The organism is Natronogracilivirga saccharolytica (genome assembly GCF_017921895.1).
GTDB lineage: Bacteria > Bacteroidota > Rhodothermia > Balneolales > Natronogracilivirgulaceae > Natronogracilivirga > Natronogracilivirga saccharolytica.
The window spans coordinates 200,677-218,073 of the sequence record NZ_JAFIDN010000002.1 but is presented as its reverse complement, the minus strand read 5'-3'; the positions used below and the strand labels follow the sequence as shown (position 1 = coordinate 218,073).

The window sequence follows — 17,397 nt, the reverse complement described above, 5'->3', positions numbered from 1 at the left end:
ATCCGTCATTTTCGGCTTGTTTGGATTATCAAACTTGCGTGCCATTATTTTTTCAATATTTACGGTTTACAGTAACCGCATTCGTTATGGCCAACTCATAACCTGAATTGCTGTGTCCGGGTGTATACCCGCACATGGATATTTCTTATATTGATCTTTAGAGCGATTTATTGGGGTTGTAACTGACGTTCATGCTAATAGCCCGAAATGAGTACCCGATTAACCAAAAAGGAAAAAAGCGCAATTCGAAAACTTCTTGAAAGGCATTTTACAGCTGGAGGAGTACGCTGCTACCTGTTTGGATCCGCTGTTGAAAATGAACTGAGAGCGTCATCCGATATTGATCTTCTGATTATATCCGATCATGATGAACGAACACGTATCAGCCTGTTCCGGGAGGAACTGGAAGAATCTAACATTACCCGTAATGTTGATGTCGTTTGGTACAAAGATGCGCCGGAATCGCTGCTTGAAAAAGCCACAAACGAGGGGATCCTGCTTTGGAAAAACTGACGAGAAACCTGAAAAATTTTGAAAAAGCACTTCAAAGCCTGGAAGCTTTGCAGAAAGAGGAGTACTCGGTCATATTGAGAGATGCCACCCTGCAGCGCTTTGAATATACGGTTGAATTGTTCTGGAAAACCCTGAAAACATGGCTTTTGATCCGCGAAGGAGTCGATTGTGCATCACCCAAAAAATGTATTCGTGAAGCTGTTTCTAACGGTTTTTTAAGTAACCCGGAGGCAGAAACCGCTCTTCAAATGATAGATGACCGCAATCTCTTATCGCACTCGTATCTGGAGGAAATTGCCAATAAAATCTATAAACAACATTCCAGGTACGCCGCTTTGATGAGGGAAGTTCTGAATCGTCTTGCCAATGAAACCAGAGCAGGTTAAAAGCCTACAAGTATAAGCGTGCAAGGCCTTAACGCTCATACAGCTCCGGCAGCGCAAACCGCAGATTAAGCTCATCGATTTTCTGAGCGGTATCTCCAGGGGTTTTTGACTGAAAGGTCTGATGAAGCTCTTCACTGATCTCCGGCCATTCTTCTGTTTCAGCTAAATTGTTGGCGTCAATATAGGAACGTCCGGTTCCTTCCGGAGGTCCGTCATCCGCTCCTCCGTCATCAGAAATAATATAGGAGTCATGGGGTTCTTCAATGCCATCCGGGGTTGCCTGGCCGGAAAACAGCGTTACATAAACCTGCGTATGTCCGTTGCGCTCAAACTCCTGCTCGACAAAAATGGAAAATCCCTCTTCATCGCCTGTGATATACCCTTCTGCACCTTCAAACACATTTTCATCCGCATGCATCATATCCATGGATATTTCGAGTTCATCCATATCCTGGTCGTAAAACCGTATATATAAATCATCAAAAGTATCGAAATCTTCATGACCGTCATTGGGAACCAAAGTCTCATCCAGTTCATACGGACTCATCACGACAGCCACCCCGTCCATGCCTTCATCCAACTGAATATCCATGGACCCGAAATCCTGATTTCCGCTGCTCAGAATCGCTTCGATATCCGGTGGGCTGTTACCGCGGTATACGGGCACATCCAAACTATCCTCAAACAGAGCAAGGGTTCCGTCATCCACAAATTCCCGTATTTCGTCACTGATTCCATCACCGGGCTCATCATCTCCGGTACTGTCGGAAACATCACATGATGCCAGGGTCACCGTAAGTATGAAAACTGTTGCAAACGATAGTTTTTTCCTGCAGAAATCAGTGTTGTTGCTATTCCAGATACTCATAGAAAACCTTGAGGTTGATGAATGTTTGTCAAAGGGGCTATTTCGCTTTGTATGGAAAAAGACTCCGGATTTCATAAATCAGGCTTTTGGTAAAAATGCAATCCTAATGAGCAGTGAAATCAAATGCAACAATAATCCAACGAATATTACAAGATAAAACAGCATTATATCCCTATACTCTTATTTTTAAATATCTGTAATGATATAATACCCGAGGCCAAAAATAAAAAATGCCTTGCGCCACAGTATTTCGCTGCAACACAAGGCATTGGATTGGAGTACGCCCGGGAGGATTCGAACCCCCAACCTTCTGATCCGAAGTCAGACGCTCTATCCGATTGAGCTACGGGCGCAGGTTACGCTTTCATATCACCACATTCATTCTCTGTACGCCCGGGAGGACTCGAACCCCCAGCCTTTAGGACCGGAACCTAACGCTCTGTCCGGTTGAGCTACGGGCGCGTCAGAAAAACAGTCTTAAATATACAACTTTTACTACGCACCTGCACGCTAATTATTTGTTCTGCTGTTCTCAGAGTTCAGTGAGAAATGGTAACTTTGGAGTCCGGTCACGATCTTAATTCGATGATCGCGATCGTCCCGGGATGATCAATCCCGGCAAGCCGGAAAATCACAACCCGGCCAATTTGTGTCATCCATTATACAACCGTCCATGCCCAGTTTTGCCGACATCGCATTTCCGACAGCCGTGAGGCGCTGTTTCACGTATCGCATTCCCGATCAGCTTAAGTGCGGCATGGATGACAGCAGCGAAATTTCCGTTTCCGCCGGTTCGGTACGTCCCGGCATGCGCGTCTGGGTCCCGCTGAAAAACCAGATGGCCATAGGGATGGTTGTCCGCACGCATCAGGAAACGCCGGATTTTGAAACCAAAGACATTATCCGGACGCTGGATTCCCGGCCTGTCCTGTCTGATGAGCTTCTTAAACTTGCCGAATGGGTGCACCGGTTCTACTATTCCAGTCTGGGTGAAGCCATTCAGGCTGCGCTTCCCGCCGGCATGAATTTTATTGCAGAACCGCGGGTGCGGATGGCGCCGAATGTTCACAAACCGCCCTCCAGGGGCATCGAACGCGAAATATTTGACTTCCTGAACGACCTGTCCGGAGATACCGATATTTCGTTGAACGAAATATCGCGCCAGTGGCAAAAAAAGGGCGAGCGCGCCATCGACCGTCTTGCCAAAAAAGGACTGATCGAAATCTGGCAGATACCCAAAGTACGCATGAAGCCGCAAATGGAGACGGTCTGGTCTTGGAAAGTGGCTCCGGAAGAAATAAAGGAGCTGGAATCATCCAGTCCGCCAAAGTGGATCAGGGGGCTGCAAGTCCTTGCCGAACTTCCCCTTCCTGCCACACGCGTCGAAATCCTCGCTCAGCCCGGAATAACCCCGTATGTGTGGAAGCGGATCCGTGATTCCGGTTATGTAACATCAAAGGAAGTTCCGTCCGATCAGGCAGCTTCGGCACTTCCCCATGAACCGGATTCCATCAGCTCATTAAATGAGGAACAGGCCTCTGTATACGAGCCGGTACGTGAAGCCATCGAGGCAGAAGAGTACAAACGCTTTCTGCTTTATGGTGTGACGGGAAGCGGAAAAACCGAAATTTACATTCACGCCCTGCGGGATACCCTTGCCCGCGGGCGCGGCGGACTCATACTGGTCCCGGAAATTGCCCTGACTCCCCAGACAGTGCGGCGTTTCTACCGGATTTTCGGTGACCAAATTGCCGTCCTGCACAGCCGCCTGAGCGAGCGCGAGCGGTTTGATGCCTGGTCGTCACTCCAGAAGGGGGAAAAGACCATCGCCATCGGTGCCCGTTCAGCCGTTTTTGCACCCGTCCGAAACCCCGGCCTCATCATCATCGATGAGGAGCACGACTCCTCCTACAAACAGGAGGATCCCGCTCCGCGATACCATGCCCGCGAAACGGCGATCATGAGAGCACGATTCAACGATGCTGTCATAATGACCGGTTCGGCCACCCCCAGCCTGGTCAGCCTGAACGCAGCAGCCACCGACAAGTGCCGCATGCTGAAACTGGAAAGCCGCCATGCACTTGCCGAACTGCCCGATGTAACCGTTCTGGATTTGAAGCAGTACCGCAGCGCCATGAGGGGCCCGCTTGCCGTTCCGTTGTTTCTTGCCGTGGAAGAGGCGCTTGCAAAAAAGGAGCAGATCATTCTGCTGCACAACCGGCGCGGTTTTTCAACCTTCATTCAATGCGAAGACTGCGGCCAGGTGCTGGAGTGCCCGCATTGCTCGGTATCCCTGACACATCACCGCTCCCGACGGCACCTGCGCTGCCATTACTGCGGATACAGCCGGCTGATGCCCCGCCAGTGCCCATCTTGCGACAGCGAATCGATCGGTGAGCTGGGAATGGGGACGCAACGGGTAGAGGACGAACTTCGTGAAGTGCTGCCGGACGCCCGCATCCTTCGCATGGACCAGGACACCACCTCCGGAAAAAACGCCCACGACAACATTCTTCAGAAGTTCGGACGGGGGGATGCGGACATCCTCATGGGAACCCAGATCGTTGCCAAGGGACTTGATTTTCCCAATGTCACCGTGGTCGGAGTGATCAACTCGGATACGGAACTTGCGTTTCCATCCTACCGGTCCGCAGAGCGGATGTACCAGCTGCTGAGCCAGGTGGCCGGACGGTCCGGGCGGGGCAGCAAGCCCGGAAAGGTTTTTCTGCAGACACTGATGCCGGATCACAGTGCCCTTCGTTTTGCCCGCAGTCACGACTTCCCCGGATTCGCACGACAGGAAATGATGAGCCGGAAAAACCTTGATTATCCGCCCTACTCACGGCTTGCAAAAGTATTCTTCCGGTCAGCTGATCCGCAAATGGTGGCGCGCGTCGCCGAAACGTTTACCGGTATTCTGGCCGGCCTGCTTCATAATGGCACTGTGATGGGGCCTTCGCCGTCCGCCATTGAGCGAATGAACAACATCTACTCCTGGGAGGCCCACATCAAACTACATCCCGAAAAGGGCGGTCAGTTTATTGAGCGGGTTTTTGACCGGGCATTTGAAGCATATGACAAAGAGAAGCCCGCTTCTTCCGGCAAGGTGCGCATCACGGTAAATGTGGATACCATGCACTGACCGGCATCTCGCTTTGCCGCCGGATGCAATGGCATTATAAAATGGATCGATTTATTAGTAATATTGCTGTTTAGTTCCGTTTCGTTATTTAAAAACGGATAAAGGAAAAAAAACAGGTATTTCCATTCCATGACAGTGCTCAAAGATACGGAAATCAACGGCCAGCGGTTCGGAGCGATCATCGAGGCCATTATTTTTGCTGCAGAAAAACCTCTGACGGCCGATGAAATTGCCCGGATTATCACCGGCACGGAGCTGGCTCCTCCCATAGGAGAGGATGAAGTCGCCGATGTGATCAATGAAATCAATTCAGAGCTGGAAGAACAGGGGCGTGCATTTACCATACAGGTAAAGGGAGGCGGGTATACCTTTGCGACGCAACCCAAATTTCATACCTGGCTCGAACATTTCCAGCATCAGAATGCCAAACGCAAGATTTCGCCCTCTGCAGTCGAAACCCTGGCAATCATTGCCTACCGGCAGCCGATCACCAAGCCCGAAATTGATCACATACGTGGTGTGGATTCCGGATATATCGTGCGCCAGCTTCTTGAAAAGCAATTGATAGAGGTCGCCGGCCGTTACGAGGGTCCCGGCAGGGCGCTGTTGTACCGGACCACTACCATTTTTTTGCAGCATTTTGGAATTAATTCAATTGATGAGCTGCCTAAGCCACGTGAAATTGAGGAAATTCTCAAGGATGATGATATGGCTGAACACAGGCAGCTTATGCTTGAACTGAAATCCGAGCTGCGGCCTCCGGAAAATGAGACGGATGAGAGTGCGTTCCCGGAAGAAGACGGTTCGCAGGATCCGCCGGAAAATGGTTCTGAAAATGGTGACTCAGGCGATCAGGAAAATCCGGATGCAAAGGATGAGTAACGTATCGATGCGTACTGATTATCGCCATCGTGCACATCCTGCAGAAAACAGAAATCGAATAATAATCATATTGTGAAAGAACGCAGATCAAAAAAAGAGCCCGGAAAGCGGGGAAAACCATCGCGGTCCTTCAAAAAGGGCGGTCACGACAACAGGGGCGCGCGGCAAGCCGGGTCACGGGCTGACTCCAAAAGAGCACCTTCGTCAACGAGGCCCTCTTCAATGGCACCCTCGTCGCCGTCAGGATCGTCACCGGATAAGGAGAAAATCCGGCTCAACAAATACATTGCCCATGCCGGTATTTGCTCGCGGCGGGATGCTGACACGTACATTTCCGAGGGCAAAGTAAGAGTTAACGGTGCCGTTTGCACCGAGCTGGGCAAGCAGATCAGTCCCGACGACCGCGTCACGGTTGAAGGCCAGAAAATTGAGCCCGAACCCTTTGTCTACATCGTCATGAACAAGCCCCGTGACACCATCACCACAACCAGTGATGAGAAAGGGCGCAGAACCGTCATGGATCTGGTCGAAGATGCCACGGGCATGAGATTGTATCCTGTGGGGCGGCTGGACCGGAATACTACCGGCATCATCATTCTGACAAACGATGGCGATCTTGCCAACCGGCTTATGCATCCGAGCTATAAGGTCCCCAAAGTGTATGAAGTGGAGACCAATCGTGAGCTGACGGACGACGAGTTGTCCATGCTGCGGACGGGGGTGGAGCTGGATGATGGTCCTGCCAAAGCCTTCCGTGTTTCCCGGCATCCGGAATATATCAATGTCGTTACCCTCAGGATGCATGAAGGTCGCAACAGAATGGTGCGCAGAATGATAGAATCCCTTGGCGCAGAAGTTTTGTCACTTGACCGGGTCGGATACGGTCCGATTCAGAAAAAAGGGGTGCGCACCGGCAGGTGGCGCAATCTGAAAAAAAAGGAGATCAACGAGCTGCGCAAAATGGTGAGGCTGCTGCCTCTTGAACACCTGGAGCGATCCTGACGCTTAAACAAGCTCGCTTGCCTGAACCAATGAATGGCACACTGTTTTCAACAACATTTGCCGCCGGGAGTAACGGGGCCACCGGCAAATCCCTTGCTGCTGCCATAATCCTGTCAGTCTGCCTGTCACTTTCTGTCCGGGCTTCCGCGGAACCAGGCCGCGGGGTGTCATCAGGCGCCGGAACTACCGGATCCCTGCTCCTTGATGATGCGTTTATCTCAGATGCCCGCCAAGCAATCGACTCTTTGTACAACCGCCGCTTCGACGCTTCCATGGCGCTGCTCTCATCATGGAAGGAGCGGTATCCCGATCATCCCGTCTGGCCAATGTGGGAAGCAATGGATGCCTGGTGGCCGGTGCTGATTGATCTTGAAAACAAATCACATGACGACGACTTTTTTGATGCTGCCCAGAAGGTTGTAGATTATTGTGATACGCTTCTGGATGAGGATGAAGATTATCTGGATGCGCGGATTGTCCGGTCGGTTATGTATGGCCAGATTGCCCGGTATTATTCTAATCGCGAACGCTGGTACCGCAGCTTCCGGAACGGCAGAAGGGCACTGAGGGACTTTTTCCACATCGAAGAAACCCATCCGGATATCCCGGATCTGAACTTCGGGATCGGCATGTACCGTTATTTTTCTGCTTTCCTCGTCGAGGAATATTCACTGGCAAGGGCACTGCGATGGATGCTGCCAAGCGGCGACCGGGAGGAGGGGCTGCAAATGCTCGAAAAGGCATCACAAAACAGCATATTCCTCGGGCCTGAGGCTATTTTTTTTCTTGGCCACATCAATCTGCACTTTGAAGACAAGCCTGACACCGCACTGAGCTATCTTGAACATCTTTATGAGCAGTATCCCCGAAACACTTACTACCGCCGGCTTTATGTGCGCTCTCTTTTCCGGACCAATATGAAGGATGATGCTCTTGAAGCCATCCGGGAAAGCCTGGCATTTGCCGGGGATGTTCAAAACAGTGAAATGAGTGTGCTCCGAGAAGAAATGTATTTGACCAGAGGCAGAATACACTATTATTATTTTGACTATGCTGCAGCGGAGGAAGACCTCAAGAAGGCACTGGCTGAATCGGAGAAGCTGCAGCCATTTGCTAAACGCGGCAATCTTCTGACGGCCCTGTACTATCTCGGGGAGCTGGCAGTGCGGTCCGGTGACCGGGAAATGGCCCGGTTCTATTTCAGCCGGGCAGCGACTCCCGATACCGGTCACATGCATTCCAAAGAGTCGCGCAAGGCATTGAACAGATACAATTTAAAATAGATTTCCTATACCTCATGACAGAACCGCATCTTCTGGAAAAAGTACTGCCGGCCGAAGCCCCGCCGCTCAAGGTCATCCGCAGAAAACATCAGCGGACGATCAGAATCCGGATTAAAGATGACGGCATTTTGGTTTCCGCTCCATCCGGCGTGCCTTTTTCCAGAGTTGCTGACTTTGTGCGGAATAAATCTGACTGGATTAAAAAGGTTTGCAGAAAGAACCGGCAAAAGTCAGACCATCTTGCCAAACTGAAGGAAGCAGCCAGGGGTACTTTGCTGCTTCGGGGAGAGCGGAAGCCGGTCAACCCGTTTCCGGTCCGCAATCTTCGCAAACCCTCACTGGTCGAACATGACCGGGCGGTGGTTTACCAATACCCGGCTGCGGCGGCATCATCTGATCTTCTTTATCCCGACTCCGATACGGTGTTTGCATTTTATCGCAAACTGGCCAGGAATGAATTGCAGGAGGCATTTTACCGGCATGCGGACCGTCTGCCATTCCGGCCTGGCGGACTCACCATCCGAAATCAAAAAACCAAGTGGGGCAGCTGCTCATCCCGTGGCACCATTTCACTCAACTGGCGCCTGATCAAATGTCCCGCTACTATCCGTGACTATATCATTATCCATGAGCTATGCCACTTGAAGCACTTTAATCACAGCAAAGCCTTCTGGAAAACTGTCAGGGATTATTATCCCGGTGTTGATCAGGCCAAATCATGGATCCGGGAGCACTCGGACATCATCTTCAATGATATATAGGGACTTCCTGGCGGGTCCGATAACCGATGCCGGAGTTTCAACCGGTACAGGTACAGGGTCATTTTGAGGGTCCGGTCCCGTTGACAATGGAACCTGACGGCCTGGACCGCTTTCTTTTCTTTCTACCCTTGATGCTGTTGTTCATCAGCTCGATGCCATTCCCGGGATCATCAATTTTCAAGGTAATCAGCCTGGCAGGCGGCATGTTCAGAAATACGATTTTCTCATCGTATGTATAGTTTTTCACCAGCTGCTTTTCGAAACGGTTGCGGAAATGGTTGAAGTTCACATACTTATAATAGATGATATAGGAATCCGGCTTGCATAGTTCCAGCTTGTGCTCCCACAAATCACGGGTAATGCGCTTGGGTATTCTTTCATATGGAAGACTGGAAACGACAAAGTCATACCGGTTGTCGGTTGTGAACTTCAGGAAATCCTTGTGGTGAAGTGAAACCCGGCTGTTAACCCGAAACTTTCTGCGAAGAATCTTAAAGAAATAATCATTCAGCTCAACGGCATCAAATGAGTCTTCCTTTTTTAAATGCGGAAGTATATGCTCTGTGAATGTGCCGGTTCCGGGACCGAGTTCAAGAACAGATACGGGATCACGTCCAGGAATGCGCAGATTTTCCACCACCATTTTTACCGCATCCCTGGCCAGATACCGCGAACTGGGCATAACTGCTCCGGTTTTTTTCCAGTCCCGGATAAAATGTAAAATATGTTGATGTAACAATTATTTCTCAGAGTTTATTCTGCAGCCGGTCAGTGTATAATAAAGCAATGACCATTTATGACATGTACGACTATTCATACCACTTGCCAGCCATGTATAATAACAAAAACAGCAATCACCTGCACATTTCCATCCGCACCTGTTTTTTTAAAATCATTTTGAATTTGGTTATTTTAGAGTTTTCCCAAAATTATTGTACAACGCCATGACCAAATCCGAAAAAAAGGAACGATTCGATTTTGAACAGGCTTTAGAGAGATTATCCGAGGTGCTTAAAGAACTGGAGTCTGACGATGTACCCCTGGATAAGGCCATTGCTCTGTACGAAGAAGGTATGAAGTTGTCAAAGCTGTGTTCCGGCAAACTTGAGGAAGCCGAGCTTCGCATAGAGCAGGTCGCTAACAACCAAAAAAAACAGCATGAATAATTACAAGGCGGTTCCGGGTCCACTCCTTTCCACCATCAACAGCCCTGATGATCTGAAAAAAGTATCAGCAGACCAGCTCCCCCAGGTCTGTCAGGAACTTCGTGATTTCATTATTGACACTGTTTCTGTTCATGGTGGTCATTTTGGCGCAAGTCTTGGCGTAGTTGAACTGACTACAGCTCTTCATTATGTGTATGATACCCCGGAAGACCAGCTCGTCTGGGATGTGGGCCATCAGGCATACGGTCATAAAATTCTGACCGGGCGCCGTGATGATTTTCATACAAACCGAAAATACCTCGGATTGTCCGGTTTTCCGAAGCGAACCGAAAGCCCCTACGATACTTTTGGTGTCGGCCATTCCAGTACCTCAATATCAGCCGGACTGGGCATGTCCGTTGCCCGCGACCTGCTGCAAAAGAATAATGAGGTTGTGGCAGTGATCGGTGACGGCGCAATGACGGCCGGAATGGCATTTGAGGCCATGAACAACGCCGGGGTTCAAAACAGCGATCTTCTTGTCATCCTGAATGACAACAGGATGTCTATCGACCCGAACGTCGGAGCACTGAACGAGTATCTCGCAGATATCACCACAACGCAGACATTCAATAAAATGCGGGATGATCTGTACAATATGCTCGGATATTTCAAGGGTGCCGGTGAAAAAATGCGCAAAATGGCATCCCGCATGGAGGCTGCATTGACAACCGCGCTCACCCCGGGTTCTCTTTTCCGCTCGCTGGGATTCAAGTATTATGGTCCGGTGGACGGTCACAACGTCAAAAACCTCGCCCGCCAGCTTCACGACCTGAAAAAAGTCAGCGGCCCGAAACTGCTGCATGTCGTTACCGTAAAGGGCAAAGGCTTTGCTCCGGCTGAAAGAGATCAGGTTAAGTGGCACGCTTCCGGAAGCCCGTTTGACAAGGTAACCGGCAATTCACTTGCGAAAAAATCCAATGACAAGCCTGTTCCGAAGTACCAGGATGTCTTTGCAGACAGTCTCATTGAACTGGCAAAGAAAAATGAACTCATCACGGGCATTACCGCTGCGATGCCAAGCGGCACCAGCATGCTGAAAATGATGGAGGAGATTCCCGATCGCGCTTTTGACGTCGGAATTGCCGAGCAGCATGCCGTCACTTTTGCTGCCGGACTTGCCACGCAGGGTTTAAAACCTTTTGTTGCGATTTATTCCACGTTTCTGCAGCGAGGGTACGATCAGGTGGTCCACGATGTCGCGATCCAGAATCTGCCCGTCGTCTTCTGCATGGACCGTGCCGGAGTTGCCGGTGCTGACGGTCCGACCCATCACGGACTGTTTGATGTCTCCTATATGCGCTGCCTGCCCAATGTGGTAGTATCTGCACCAATGGATGAGCAGGACTTGCGCAATCTGATGTATACCGCTTCCCGCTACGGGGAAGGCCCGTTTTCCATCAGGTATCCGCGTGGTGCGGCTACCGGCATGAAGGTCTCTCCCGAATTTGAATATATCACACCCGGAAAAGGAAGAACGATTGCAGAAGGAGAGGATATAGCCATACTCAGCTTCGGAACAATCGGAAACTACGCCGCGGAGGCGCTTGATGAGTTGAAGATTGCAGGCATTTCTGCCGGACTCTATGATATGCGTTTTGCCAAGCCTCTCGATACCGAACTTCTTGATGATATTTCCCGAAAGTACCGGCACATCATTACGATAGAAGATGCTGCCAGGTTCGGCGGGTTCGGCTCGGCAGTTGCGGAGTATTACTCGGACAAAGAGGATCGGCCTGTTCAGGTAATTATGGGCGTGGAAGACCGTGTGGTAGAACATGGTACCCAGAAAGAGCTGCACCGCGAACTCGGCCTGGATGCTCAGGGCATTGTTGAGCAGGCAAAATTGCTGATGGAAAAACAGACCTCGCGCCTCTGAGTACGCCGTTTTCTGACTTCCCATTCTGACTCTGACCTTGGCCGGATCTCATATCATTCTTACAAGAAAATGTAAGTAACTTTCATCTTTTGATGCTGTTTATTTTCAAAACAGACTTTGCTACCTTTCCCGTCCGAACCAATGAAAGCCCTTACATGACTGCATTCGCCGCCATGTTTTTCCGTAATTATTAATTTCAGATTATGGCATCACCGTAACCCGGCCTGTATCCGGACACACAGACACATGATTACATACGGTCACGGTATCTCGCTTCGTGACCTTCGGTTCATGAGACGTTAGAATCAAAAATTATATACACATGAAATGATCATGACCGGGCCGGTGCCCGGGCACACAGGATCATGATTAAACACGGTCATGGAATTACATCTGACTGTATAAATCCAAAATTTTAAACAGATGAACCGAAGGTCGCGAAGCGCTATGATCATGACCGGCTGAAATCCGGACACACATGAGCATGATTAAACACGGTCATGGAATTACATCTGACCATATGAATCTAAAATATTAAACAGATGAATAAAAAGCCCCGTCTATCATTTTGGCAAATCTGGAACATGAGTTTTGGTTTTCTTGGAATTCAGTTCGGATTTGCACTTCAGAATGCCAATGTCAGCCGGATTTTCGAGACTCTTGGAGCAGATGTTGAAACCATTCCCATTCTCTGGATAGCCGCACCGGTGACCGGTCTGATCGTCCAGCCTATTGTCGGATATCTCAGTGACAATACCTGGAACCGCATGGGGCGCAGACGTCCGTATTTTCTGATAGGTGCCATTTTTGCTTCTGCTGCCCTTATCATCATGCCCAACTCGCCTTTCCTGTGGGTTGCGGCCGGCATGCTCTGGATCCTGGATGCTTCCATCAACATTTCCATGGAGCCTTTCCGCGCTTTCGTCGGTGATATGCTCCCCTCCGAACAGCGCACCAAGGGATTTGCAATGCAGAGCTTTTTTATCGGTACCGGTGCTGTCATTGCATCAGGTCTTCCGTATGCCCTGACCAACTGGCTGGGTGTTTCCAATATCGCCCCGGAAGGTGTGATTCCCGACTCCGTCAAGTGGTCCTTCTACATCGGTGCCGCTGTATTTATCCTGACCATTTTGTGGACCGTGATCCGAACAAAAGAATACAGTCCCGAAGAGCTTGAGTCATTTGAGGATGCCGAGCCGCCCGAAGGATCCGACGCCTATGAAGTTCAAAAGGAAAGGGAGGAGCAGTCCCTGGCCGAGCGCGCCCAGCGGAAAAAGAGACATGGACCCCTGTTTTTCATTGCCGGAGCCCTGCTTTCTCTGCTTGTTTACTGGCAAAGCTGGGCCGAAGAGCTCTACATTGTGACATTCGGTTTTGTTGCACTTGGATTGCTGCTGATCTTAGCCTCTTTTTTTCAGGATCGCGGACGAACCGATCTCGGAGTGGTCGTTATTATGGATGACCTTTACAGCATGCCCAAAACCATGAAACAGCTTGCTGTAGTTCAGTTTTTTTCCTGGTTTGCACTCTTTTCAATGTGGATCTACACCACCTCCGGTGTCACCAGCCATCACTATGACATGAAGCTCAATCAGCCCGAAGTTGCCGCTCTTGTTTCCATGGCTGATGAGATGGAGGCTTACACGGAAGCGGACTGGCACAGCCGGCTTCCACGCGTCACCCGTGACCTTGACCGGCTTCAGGAGGCCATTGATGAGGGCGAGGAAGAGGTAACCGCCACGATGCGTGTCGTCAATTTCTTTCTCGGACAGGGGCACGAAGTTGACATGAGTCCGGATATTCGGGATAAGCTGCTGCACATCCAGCAGGAATATAACACCGGCGCCGACTGGGTAGGTATCGCTTTTGCCGTGTATAATGGTTTTGCAGCTCTGATCGCCTTCGCCCTGCCTGTCATTGCCAGATTTTCCAACCGAAGGTATACCCATGCCCTTGCGCTGGTTCTTGGTGCTGTGGGACTTGTCTCCGTCTACTTTGTCCCGGATCCGACCTGGATTCTCGCTTCCATGGTGGGAGTGGGATTTGCATGGGCCAGTATTCTTGCAATGCCATATGCCATCCTTGCCGGATCACTGCCCGCCAAGAAAATGGGTATTTATATGGGGATATTTAACTTCTTTATCGTACTGCCCCAGATGCTTGCTGCTGCCATACTCGGCTTTATTGTTGCCAATGTCTTTTCCGGACAGGCCATCTTTGCACTGATGCTTGGCGCTGCGACATGGATTGTGGCCGCAATTGTCACCCTGTTTGTGGATGATGTTGACGAACCTGATGATGCCCAGGCAGCCTCCTGATCCGGAGACTTTATGCCATAAAGGCGGCAATCTCTCAGTGATTGCCGCTCACTGAGCTCTTTCAGGAAATTCTGGTGTCAAATACCCGGATTTCCTGAAAGGCGGGCTTGTATTTCTCGACAAAGGCTACGTGCAGAGGGTCGGACTGGTATCTTTGCAGAGCAGCAAGATCTTCAAATTGCGCATGCAGGCTCATAGTATAATCATTGTCTACAACGTCACGGTCTATTCCTTCCGGAGGACCGGCCCAGATTGTTTTAACCGAATCTATTTTCGACAGTTTCTCTTTAATATCTTTCTGCATCTCTTCGGCTGTGTTTTCCGGAGCATCCTTCTTCAGATAAAAAAATACTGAGTGCAATATCATTTTTTTCTTTTTTGTTTAACAGTTGATTCCGTTTTTTAACCGGACACGTATTCGTAATGGGTTTTTTACAGCGACAATATAGGCGGCCGGTTAAAAATCATTCAATAATAACAAATGCCAGATCAAAAAATTACTCTTTCAGATTTTGATTACAACCTTCCGGAGTCCCTTATTGCTCAGAAGCCTGCCGAGCCCAGGGATCATTCAAGACTGCTGGTATACCGAAGGGATGAAAAATCAATTACCGATGATTTTTTCTACAATATTGCCTCCTATCTTCCGCACGGGTCTGCGCTTGTTGTGAACAACTCCCGCGTTGAAAAATCCAGACTCCTCTTCGGAAACAGGGAGGTGTTTGTTACGCGCGTTATTGACTCTCATACAGTTGAGGCCATGATCCGCCCTGGCAAAGCTTTCAAAACCGGAAAAACGGTAACCTTGTCCGATGACACAAATCACCCGATCAGTGCCGATGTACTTGAAATCACAGAAGACGGTCTCAGAATCCTCAGGTTCAACCACCCTGTTGATGATCCGGTATTTGATCCCTGGCGCAGGACACCTTTCCCGCCATATATCAGTCCTGATGAAAATCTTTCTGAAAGATATCAAACCGTATATGCACGTGACGCCGGAAGCAAGGCTGCACCTACCGCCGGACTCCATTTCACCGACCGCACCTTTGCTGAACTGAAAAAAAAATCCATACATCAGGTTGAAATCACATTACATGTCGGGATGGGCACCTTCGCACCCGTGAAAACGGAACAGATCTCCGATCACAAAATGCACTCCGAGTGGTATCACATTCCGAAAGGCGCTGCAGAAAAACTCAGGACTTCATCCCATATTACGGCCGTGGGTACAACCAGTGCCCGTGTTCTTGAATCCATCGCATCCGGCAGCCACGATACTACCGGAGTGACACTGCAACATGACCTTCCTTTTCGCTACTTCACAGAAACCCGGGGAGAAACAAATATATTTATTACTCCGGGCTACCAGTTCCGTGCCGTTGATGCTCTGCTGACCAACTTTCATCTGCCCAAGAGTACTTTGCTCATGATGATCGCAGCTTTTACCGGACTCCCTGAAATGCATCGCATATACAAGCACGCCATCGACAATCAATACCGGTTTTATTCCTTTGGTGATGCGATGCTGGTTCTGTAGCCCTTCATCTGATTATCGAATACCGGCAATTCAATCCCTACCGGATTTGAATTACACAATTTTCCGGTCCAGTGAACGGTACTGCACGGCTTCGGCTATATGATGCGCTTTAATTTGCTCGCTTTTTTCCAGGTCTGCAATTGTCCGCGAGACCTTCAGAATCCGGTCATACGCCCTTGCTGAAAGTCCCAGATGATGCATGGCTTTTTTCAGCAGATGCGATCCCGCCTCATCAATTTTACACACCACTCTCACCAGGCGCGTGTTCATCTGTGCATTGCAAAACACATTTGACGCTTTTTTGAACCTCCTTTTCTGGCGCTCACGGGCATCAATTACCCGCTCCCTGATCGTCTCCGAACGTTCTGCAGGAGCTGTTTGCGCTACATCCTCGTAGTTCACTTTCCTGACTTCAACATGAATATCGATTCGGTCCATAAGCGGACCACTGACTCTGCTGAAATAGTTCTGTATTTGTTCAGGGCGTGCAGATCCGGGGTCATCAGGATCGTACCAGTCGCCATCCGGGGAGGGATTCATTGATGCGACCAGCATAAACCGTGACGGATAGCTGACGGTAAAACGGGAACGCGAAAGGGTCACCATTCCGTCTTCAAGCGGCTGCCTCAGTACTTCCAACGCCGTACGCCTGAACTCCGGAAGCTCATCAAGGAAGAGTACCCCGTTATGAGCCAGCGAAATTTCACCCGGTCTGGGTACCGAACCACCGCCAGCCAGTGCAACATCAGATATGGTGTGATGTGGAGCCCGGAACGGTCTTGTGACAACAAGCGAGGTTCCGTTGGTGAGCATTCCGGCAACAGAGTTGATCCGCGTCGTTTCAAGGGACTCCTCAAGTGTAAGCGGTGGGAGAATTGTTGAAATTCTTCTGGCAATCATGGTTTTTCCGGATCCGGGCGGACCTACCATCAGAACATTATGACCACCAGCCGCTGCTACTTCTACGGACCTTTTAACATTTTCCTGCCCTTTTACGTCACAATAATCCAGTGTGCTGATATCCGGGTTTTGACCGAATAAAGCATCAACATCAACGTGAAAAGGCTCTTTTTCTGAGCGGCCTGTCAACCAGTCCGTTACTTCTGCAAGGTGCTCAAATCCGAATACATCGATTCCTTTTACCACGGCCGCTTCCCGTGCATTAACTTTCGGTACTACAATTTTGGCAAGCCCGCGTTTTCTTGCTTCTACCGTGACCGGTAATACGCCCTTTACCGGGCGCAAAGCACCGTCAAGGGCCAGTTCGCCCAGTACCAAAACATCTCTGAGCTTATCTTTGTCGATCTGAGATGACATGGCCAGCAGCCCCAGGGCTATCGGAAGGTCAAAGGAGCTGCCCTCTTTCGGCAGGTTGGCAGGAGCCAGGTTAACGGTAATCCGCCCCCTTGGCATTTCAAAGCCACTGTTCCGGATTGCAGCTTCAATCCGGTCGCGTGACTCGCTTATCGCCCTGTCAGGCAGGCCAACCAGAAAATACTGTGGCAGCCCGTTTACCGCATTTGTCTCCACATCAATCAGATGCGCATCCACTCCGAATGTAGTTGCGCAGAATGCATGCGCCAGCATGTATCTTTCCTCCGGTTTTTACGTATCAGAT

The 17,397-nt window shown here is 49.9% G+C and carries 15 protein-coding genes and 2 tRNA genes; 11 read left to right on the top strand and 6 right to left on the bottom strand.

What is annotated here, in order from left to right; translation table 11 throughout:
* Positions 1–207 precede the first annotated feature (207 nt).
* Entirely contained in the window at positions 208–513 is a 306-nt protein-coding gene (locus tag NATSA_RS03210) for a nucleotidyltransferase family protein (protein ID WP_210510352.1), read from the top strand.
* A complete protein-coding gene (locus tag NATSA_RS03205) occupies positions 501–899 on the top strand; it encodes an HI0074 family nucleotidyltransferase substrate-binding subunit (protein WP_210510351.1) in 399 nt (132 codons plus the stop codon). Before NATSA_RS03210 ends, NATSA_RS03205 begins: the two co-directional genes overlap by 13 nt.
* A 28-nt stretch (positions 900–927) precedes the next feature.
* Here the strand turns inward: NATSA_RS03205 and NATSA_RS03200 are convergent, their stop codons facing one another.
* The 3 genes from NATSA_RS03200 to NATSA_RS03190 all read right to left on the bottom strand — a co-directional run bounded on the left by NATSA_RS03200 (position 928) and on the right by NATSA_RS03190 (position 2,229).
* Positions 928–1,767, bottom strand: coding sequence for a hypothetical protein (locus NATSA_RS03200; RefSeq protein WP_210510349.1), 840 nt, complete (start codon positions 1,765–1,767; stop codon positions 928–930).
* 279 nt (positions 1,768–2,046) lie between these two features.
* Positions 2,047–2,120, bottom strand: a tRNA-Arg gene (locus NATSA_RS03195).
* A 35-nt stretch (positions 2,121–2,155) separates the two neighbouring features.
* Positions 2,156–2,229: transfer RNA gene (locus tag NATSA_RS03190), tRNA-Arg, on the bottom strand.
* Positions 2,230–2,440: 211 nt separating this feature from the next.
* Between NATSA_RS03190 and priA the strand changes: the two genes are divergently transcribed.
* The 5 genes from priA (at position 2,441) to NATSA_RS03165 (ending at position 8,837) form a co-directional block, all read left to right on the top strand.
* On the top strand, positions 2,441–4,909 hold the full coding sequence (priA, locus tag NATSA_RS03185; protein WP_210510347.1) for a replication restart helicase PriA: 2,469 nt from the start codon (positions 2,441–2,443) through the stop codon (positions 4,907–4,909).
* 129 nt (positions 4,910–5,038) lie between these two features.
* Positions 5,039–5,791 carry an SMC-Scp complex subunit ScpB gene (scpB, locus tag NATSA_RS03180; protein ID WP_246481659.1) on the top strand — a complete coding sequence of 251 codons (753 nt, stop codon included), beginning with the start codon at positions 5,039–5,041 and terminating at the stop codon, positions 5,789–5,791.
* Between the two features lie 72 nt (positions 5,792–5,863).
* Entirely contained in the window at positions 5,864–6,793 is a 930-nt protein-coding gene (locus NATSA_RS03175; protein WP_210510345.1) for a pseudouridine synthase, read from the top strand.
* Positions 6,794–6,822: 29 nt separating this feature from the next.
* Positions 6,823–8,076 (top strand): tetratricopeptide repeat protein, encoded by a 1,254-nt coding sequence (locus NATSA_RS03170; protein ID WP_210510343.1) that lies wholly within the window; start codon positions 6,823–6,825, stop codon positions 8,074–8,076.
* A 14-nt stretch (positions 8,077–8,090) separates the two neighbouring features.
* Entirely contained in the window at positions 8,091–8,837 is a 747-nt protein-coding gene (locus NATSA_RS03165; protein ID WP_210510341.1) for a M48 family metallopeptidase, read from the top strand.
* A gap of 58 nt (positions 8,838–8,895) precedes the next feature.
* Here the strand turns inward: NATSA_RS03165 and NATSA_RS03160 are convergent, their stop codons facing one another.
* A complete protein-coding gene (locus NATSA_RS03160; protein WP_210510339.1) occupies positions 8,896–9,519 on the bottom strand; it encodes a class I SAM-dependent methyltransferase in 624 nt (207 codons plus the stop codon).
* Positions 9,520–9,781: 262 nt separating this feature from the next.
* Between NATSA_RS03160 and xseB the strand changes: the two genes are divergently transcribed.
* The 3 genes from xseB (at position 9,782) to NATSA_RS15415 (ending at position 14,239) form a co-directional block, all read left to right on the top strand.
* Positions 9,782–10,003 (top strand): exodeoxyribonuclease VII small subunit, encoded by a 222-nt coding sequence (gene xseB / locus NATSA_RS03155; RefSeq protein ID WP_210510338.1) that lies wholly within the window; start codon positions 9,782–9,784, stop codon positions 10,001–10,003.
* Positions 9,996–11,921 carry a 1-deoxy-D-xylulose-5-phosphate synthase gene (gene dxs / locus NATSA_RS03150; protein WP_210510336.1) on the top strand — a complete coding sequence of 642 codons (1,926 nt, stop codon included), beginning with the start codon at positions 9,996–9,998 and terminating at the stop codon, positions 11,919–11,921. The genes xseB and dxs overlap by 8 nt, the downstream gene beginning before the upstream one ends.
* Positions 11,922–12,463: 542 nt before the next feature.
* Entirely contained in the window at positions 12,464–14,239 is a 1,776-nt protein-coding gene (locus tag NATSA_RS15415) for an MFS transporter (RefSeq protein ID WP_246481657.1), read from the top strand.
* Positions 14,240–14,300: 61 nt separating this feature from the next.
* Here the strand turns inward: NATSA_RS15415 and NATSA_RS03140 are convergent, their stop codons facing one another.
* Positions 14,301–14,606, bottom strand: coding sequence for a Dabb family protein (locus tag NATSA_RS03140; protein WP_210510334.1), 306 nt, complete (start codon positions 14,604–14,606; stop codon positions 14,301–14,303).
* A gap of 114 nt (positions 14,607–14,720) precedes the next feature.
* On the opposite strand from NATSA_RS03140, the gene queA reads away from it, so the two are divergent.
* Entirely contained in the window at positions 14,721–15,779 is a 1,059-nt protein-coding gene (gene queA / locus NATSA_RS03135; protein ID WP_210510332.1) for a tRNA preQ1(34) S-adenosylmethionine ribosyltransferase-isomerase QueA, read from the top strand.
* A gap of 51 nt (positions 15,780–15,830) precedes the next feature.
* Here queA and NATSA_RS03130 read toward each other — a convergent pair whose 3' ends face one another.
* Positions 15,831–17,366, bottom strand: coding sequence for a YifB family Mg chelatase-like AAA ATPase (locus NATSA_RS03130; RefSeq protein WP_210510330.1), 1,536 nt, complete (start codon positions 17,364–17,366; stop codon positions 15,831–15,833).
* Between the last annotated feature and the right edge of the window lie 31 nt (positions 17,367–17,397).

Coding starts and splice junctions, on each gene's coding strand:
- NATSA_RS03165 (WP_210510341.1), top strand. CDS start 8,091: ATGACAGAACCGCATCTTCTGGAAAAAGTACTGCCGGCCGAAGCCCCG.
- NATSA_RS03210 (WP_210510352.1), top strand. CDS start 208: ATGAGTACCCGATTAACCAAAAAGGAAAAAAGCGCAATTCGAAAACTT.
- NATSA_RS03170 (WP_210510343.1), top strand. CDS start 6,823: ATGAATGGCACACTGTTTTCAACAACATTTGCCGCCGGGAGTAACGGG.
- priA (WP_210510347.1), top strand. CDS start 2,441: ATGCCCAGTTTTGCCGACATCGCATTTCCGACAGCCGTGAGGCGCTGT.
- queA (WP_210510332.1), top strand. CDS start 14,721: ATGCCAGATCAAAAAATTACTCTTTCAGATTTTGATTACAACCTTCCG.
- NATSA_RS03130 (WP_210510330.1), bottom strand. CDS start 17,366: ATGCTGGCGCATGCATTCTGCGCAACTACATTCGGAGTGGATGCGCAT.
- NATSA_RS03140 (WP_210510334.1), bottom strand. CDS start 14,606: ATGATATTGCACTCAGTATTTTTTTATCTGAAGAAGGATGCTCCGGAA.
- NATSA_RS15415 (WP_246481657.1), top strand. CDS start 12,464: ATGAATAAAAAGCCCCGTCTATCATTTTGGCAAATCTGGAACATGAGT.
- dxs (WP_210510336.1), top strand. CDS start 9,996: ATGAATAATTACAAGGCGGTTCCGGGTCCACTCCTTTCCACCATCAAC.
- xseB (WP_210510338.1), top strand. CDS start 9,782: ATGACCAAATCCGAAAAAAAGGAACGATTCGATTTTGAACAGGCTTTA.
- scpB (WP_246481659.1), top strand. CDS start 5,039: ATGACAGTGCTCAAAGATACGGAAATCAACGGCCAGCGGTTCGGAGCG.
- NATSA_RS03200 (WP_210510349.1), bottom strand. CDS start 1,767: ATGAGTATCTGGAATAGCAACAACACTGATTTCTGCAGGAAAAAACTA.
- NATSA_RS03160 (WP_210510339.1), bottom strand. CDS start 9,519: ATGCCCAGTTCGCGGTATCTGGCCAGGGATGCGGTAAAAATGGTGGTG.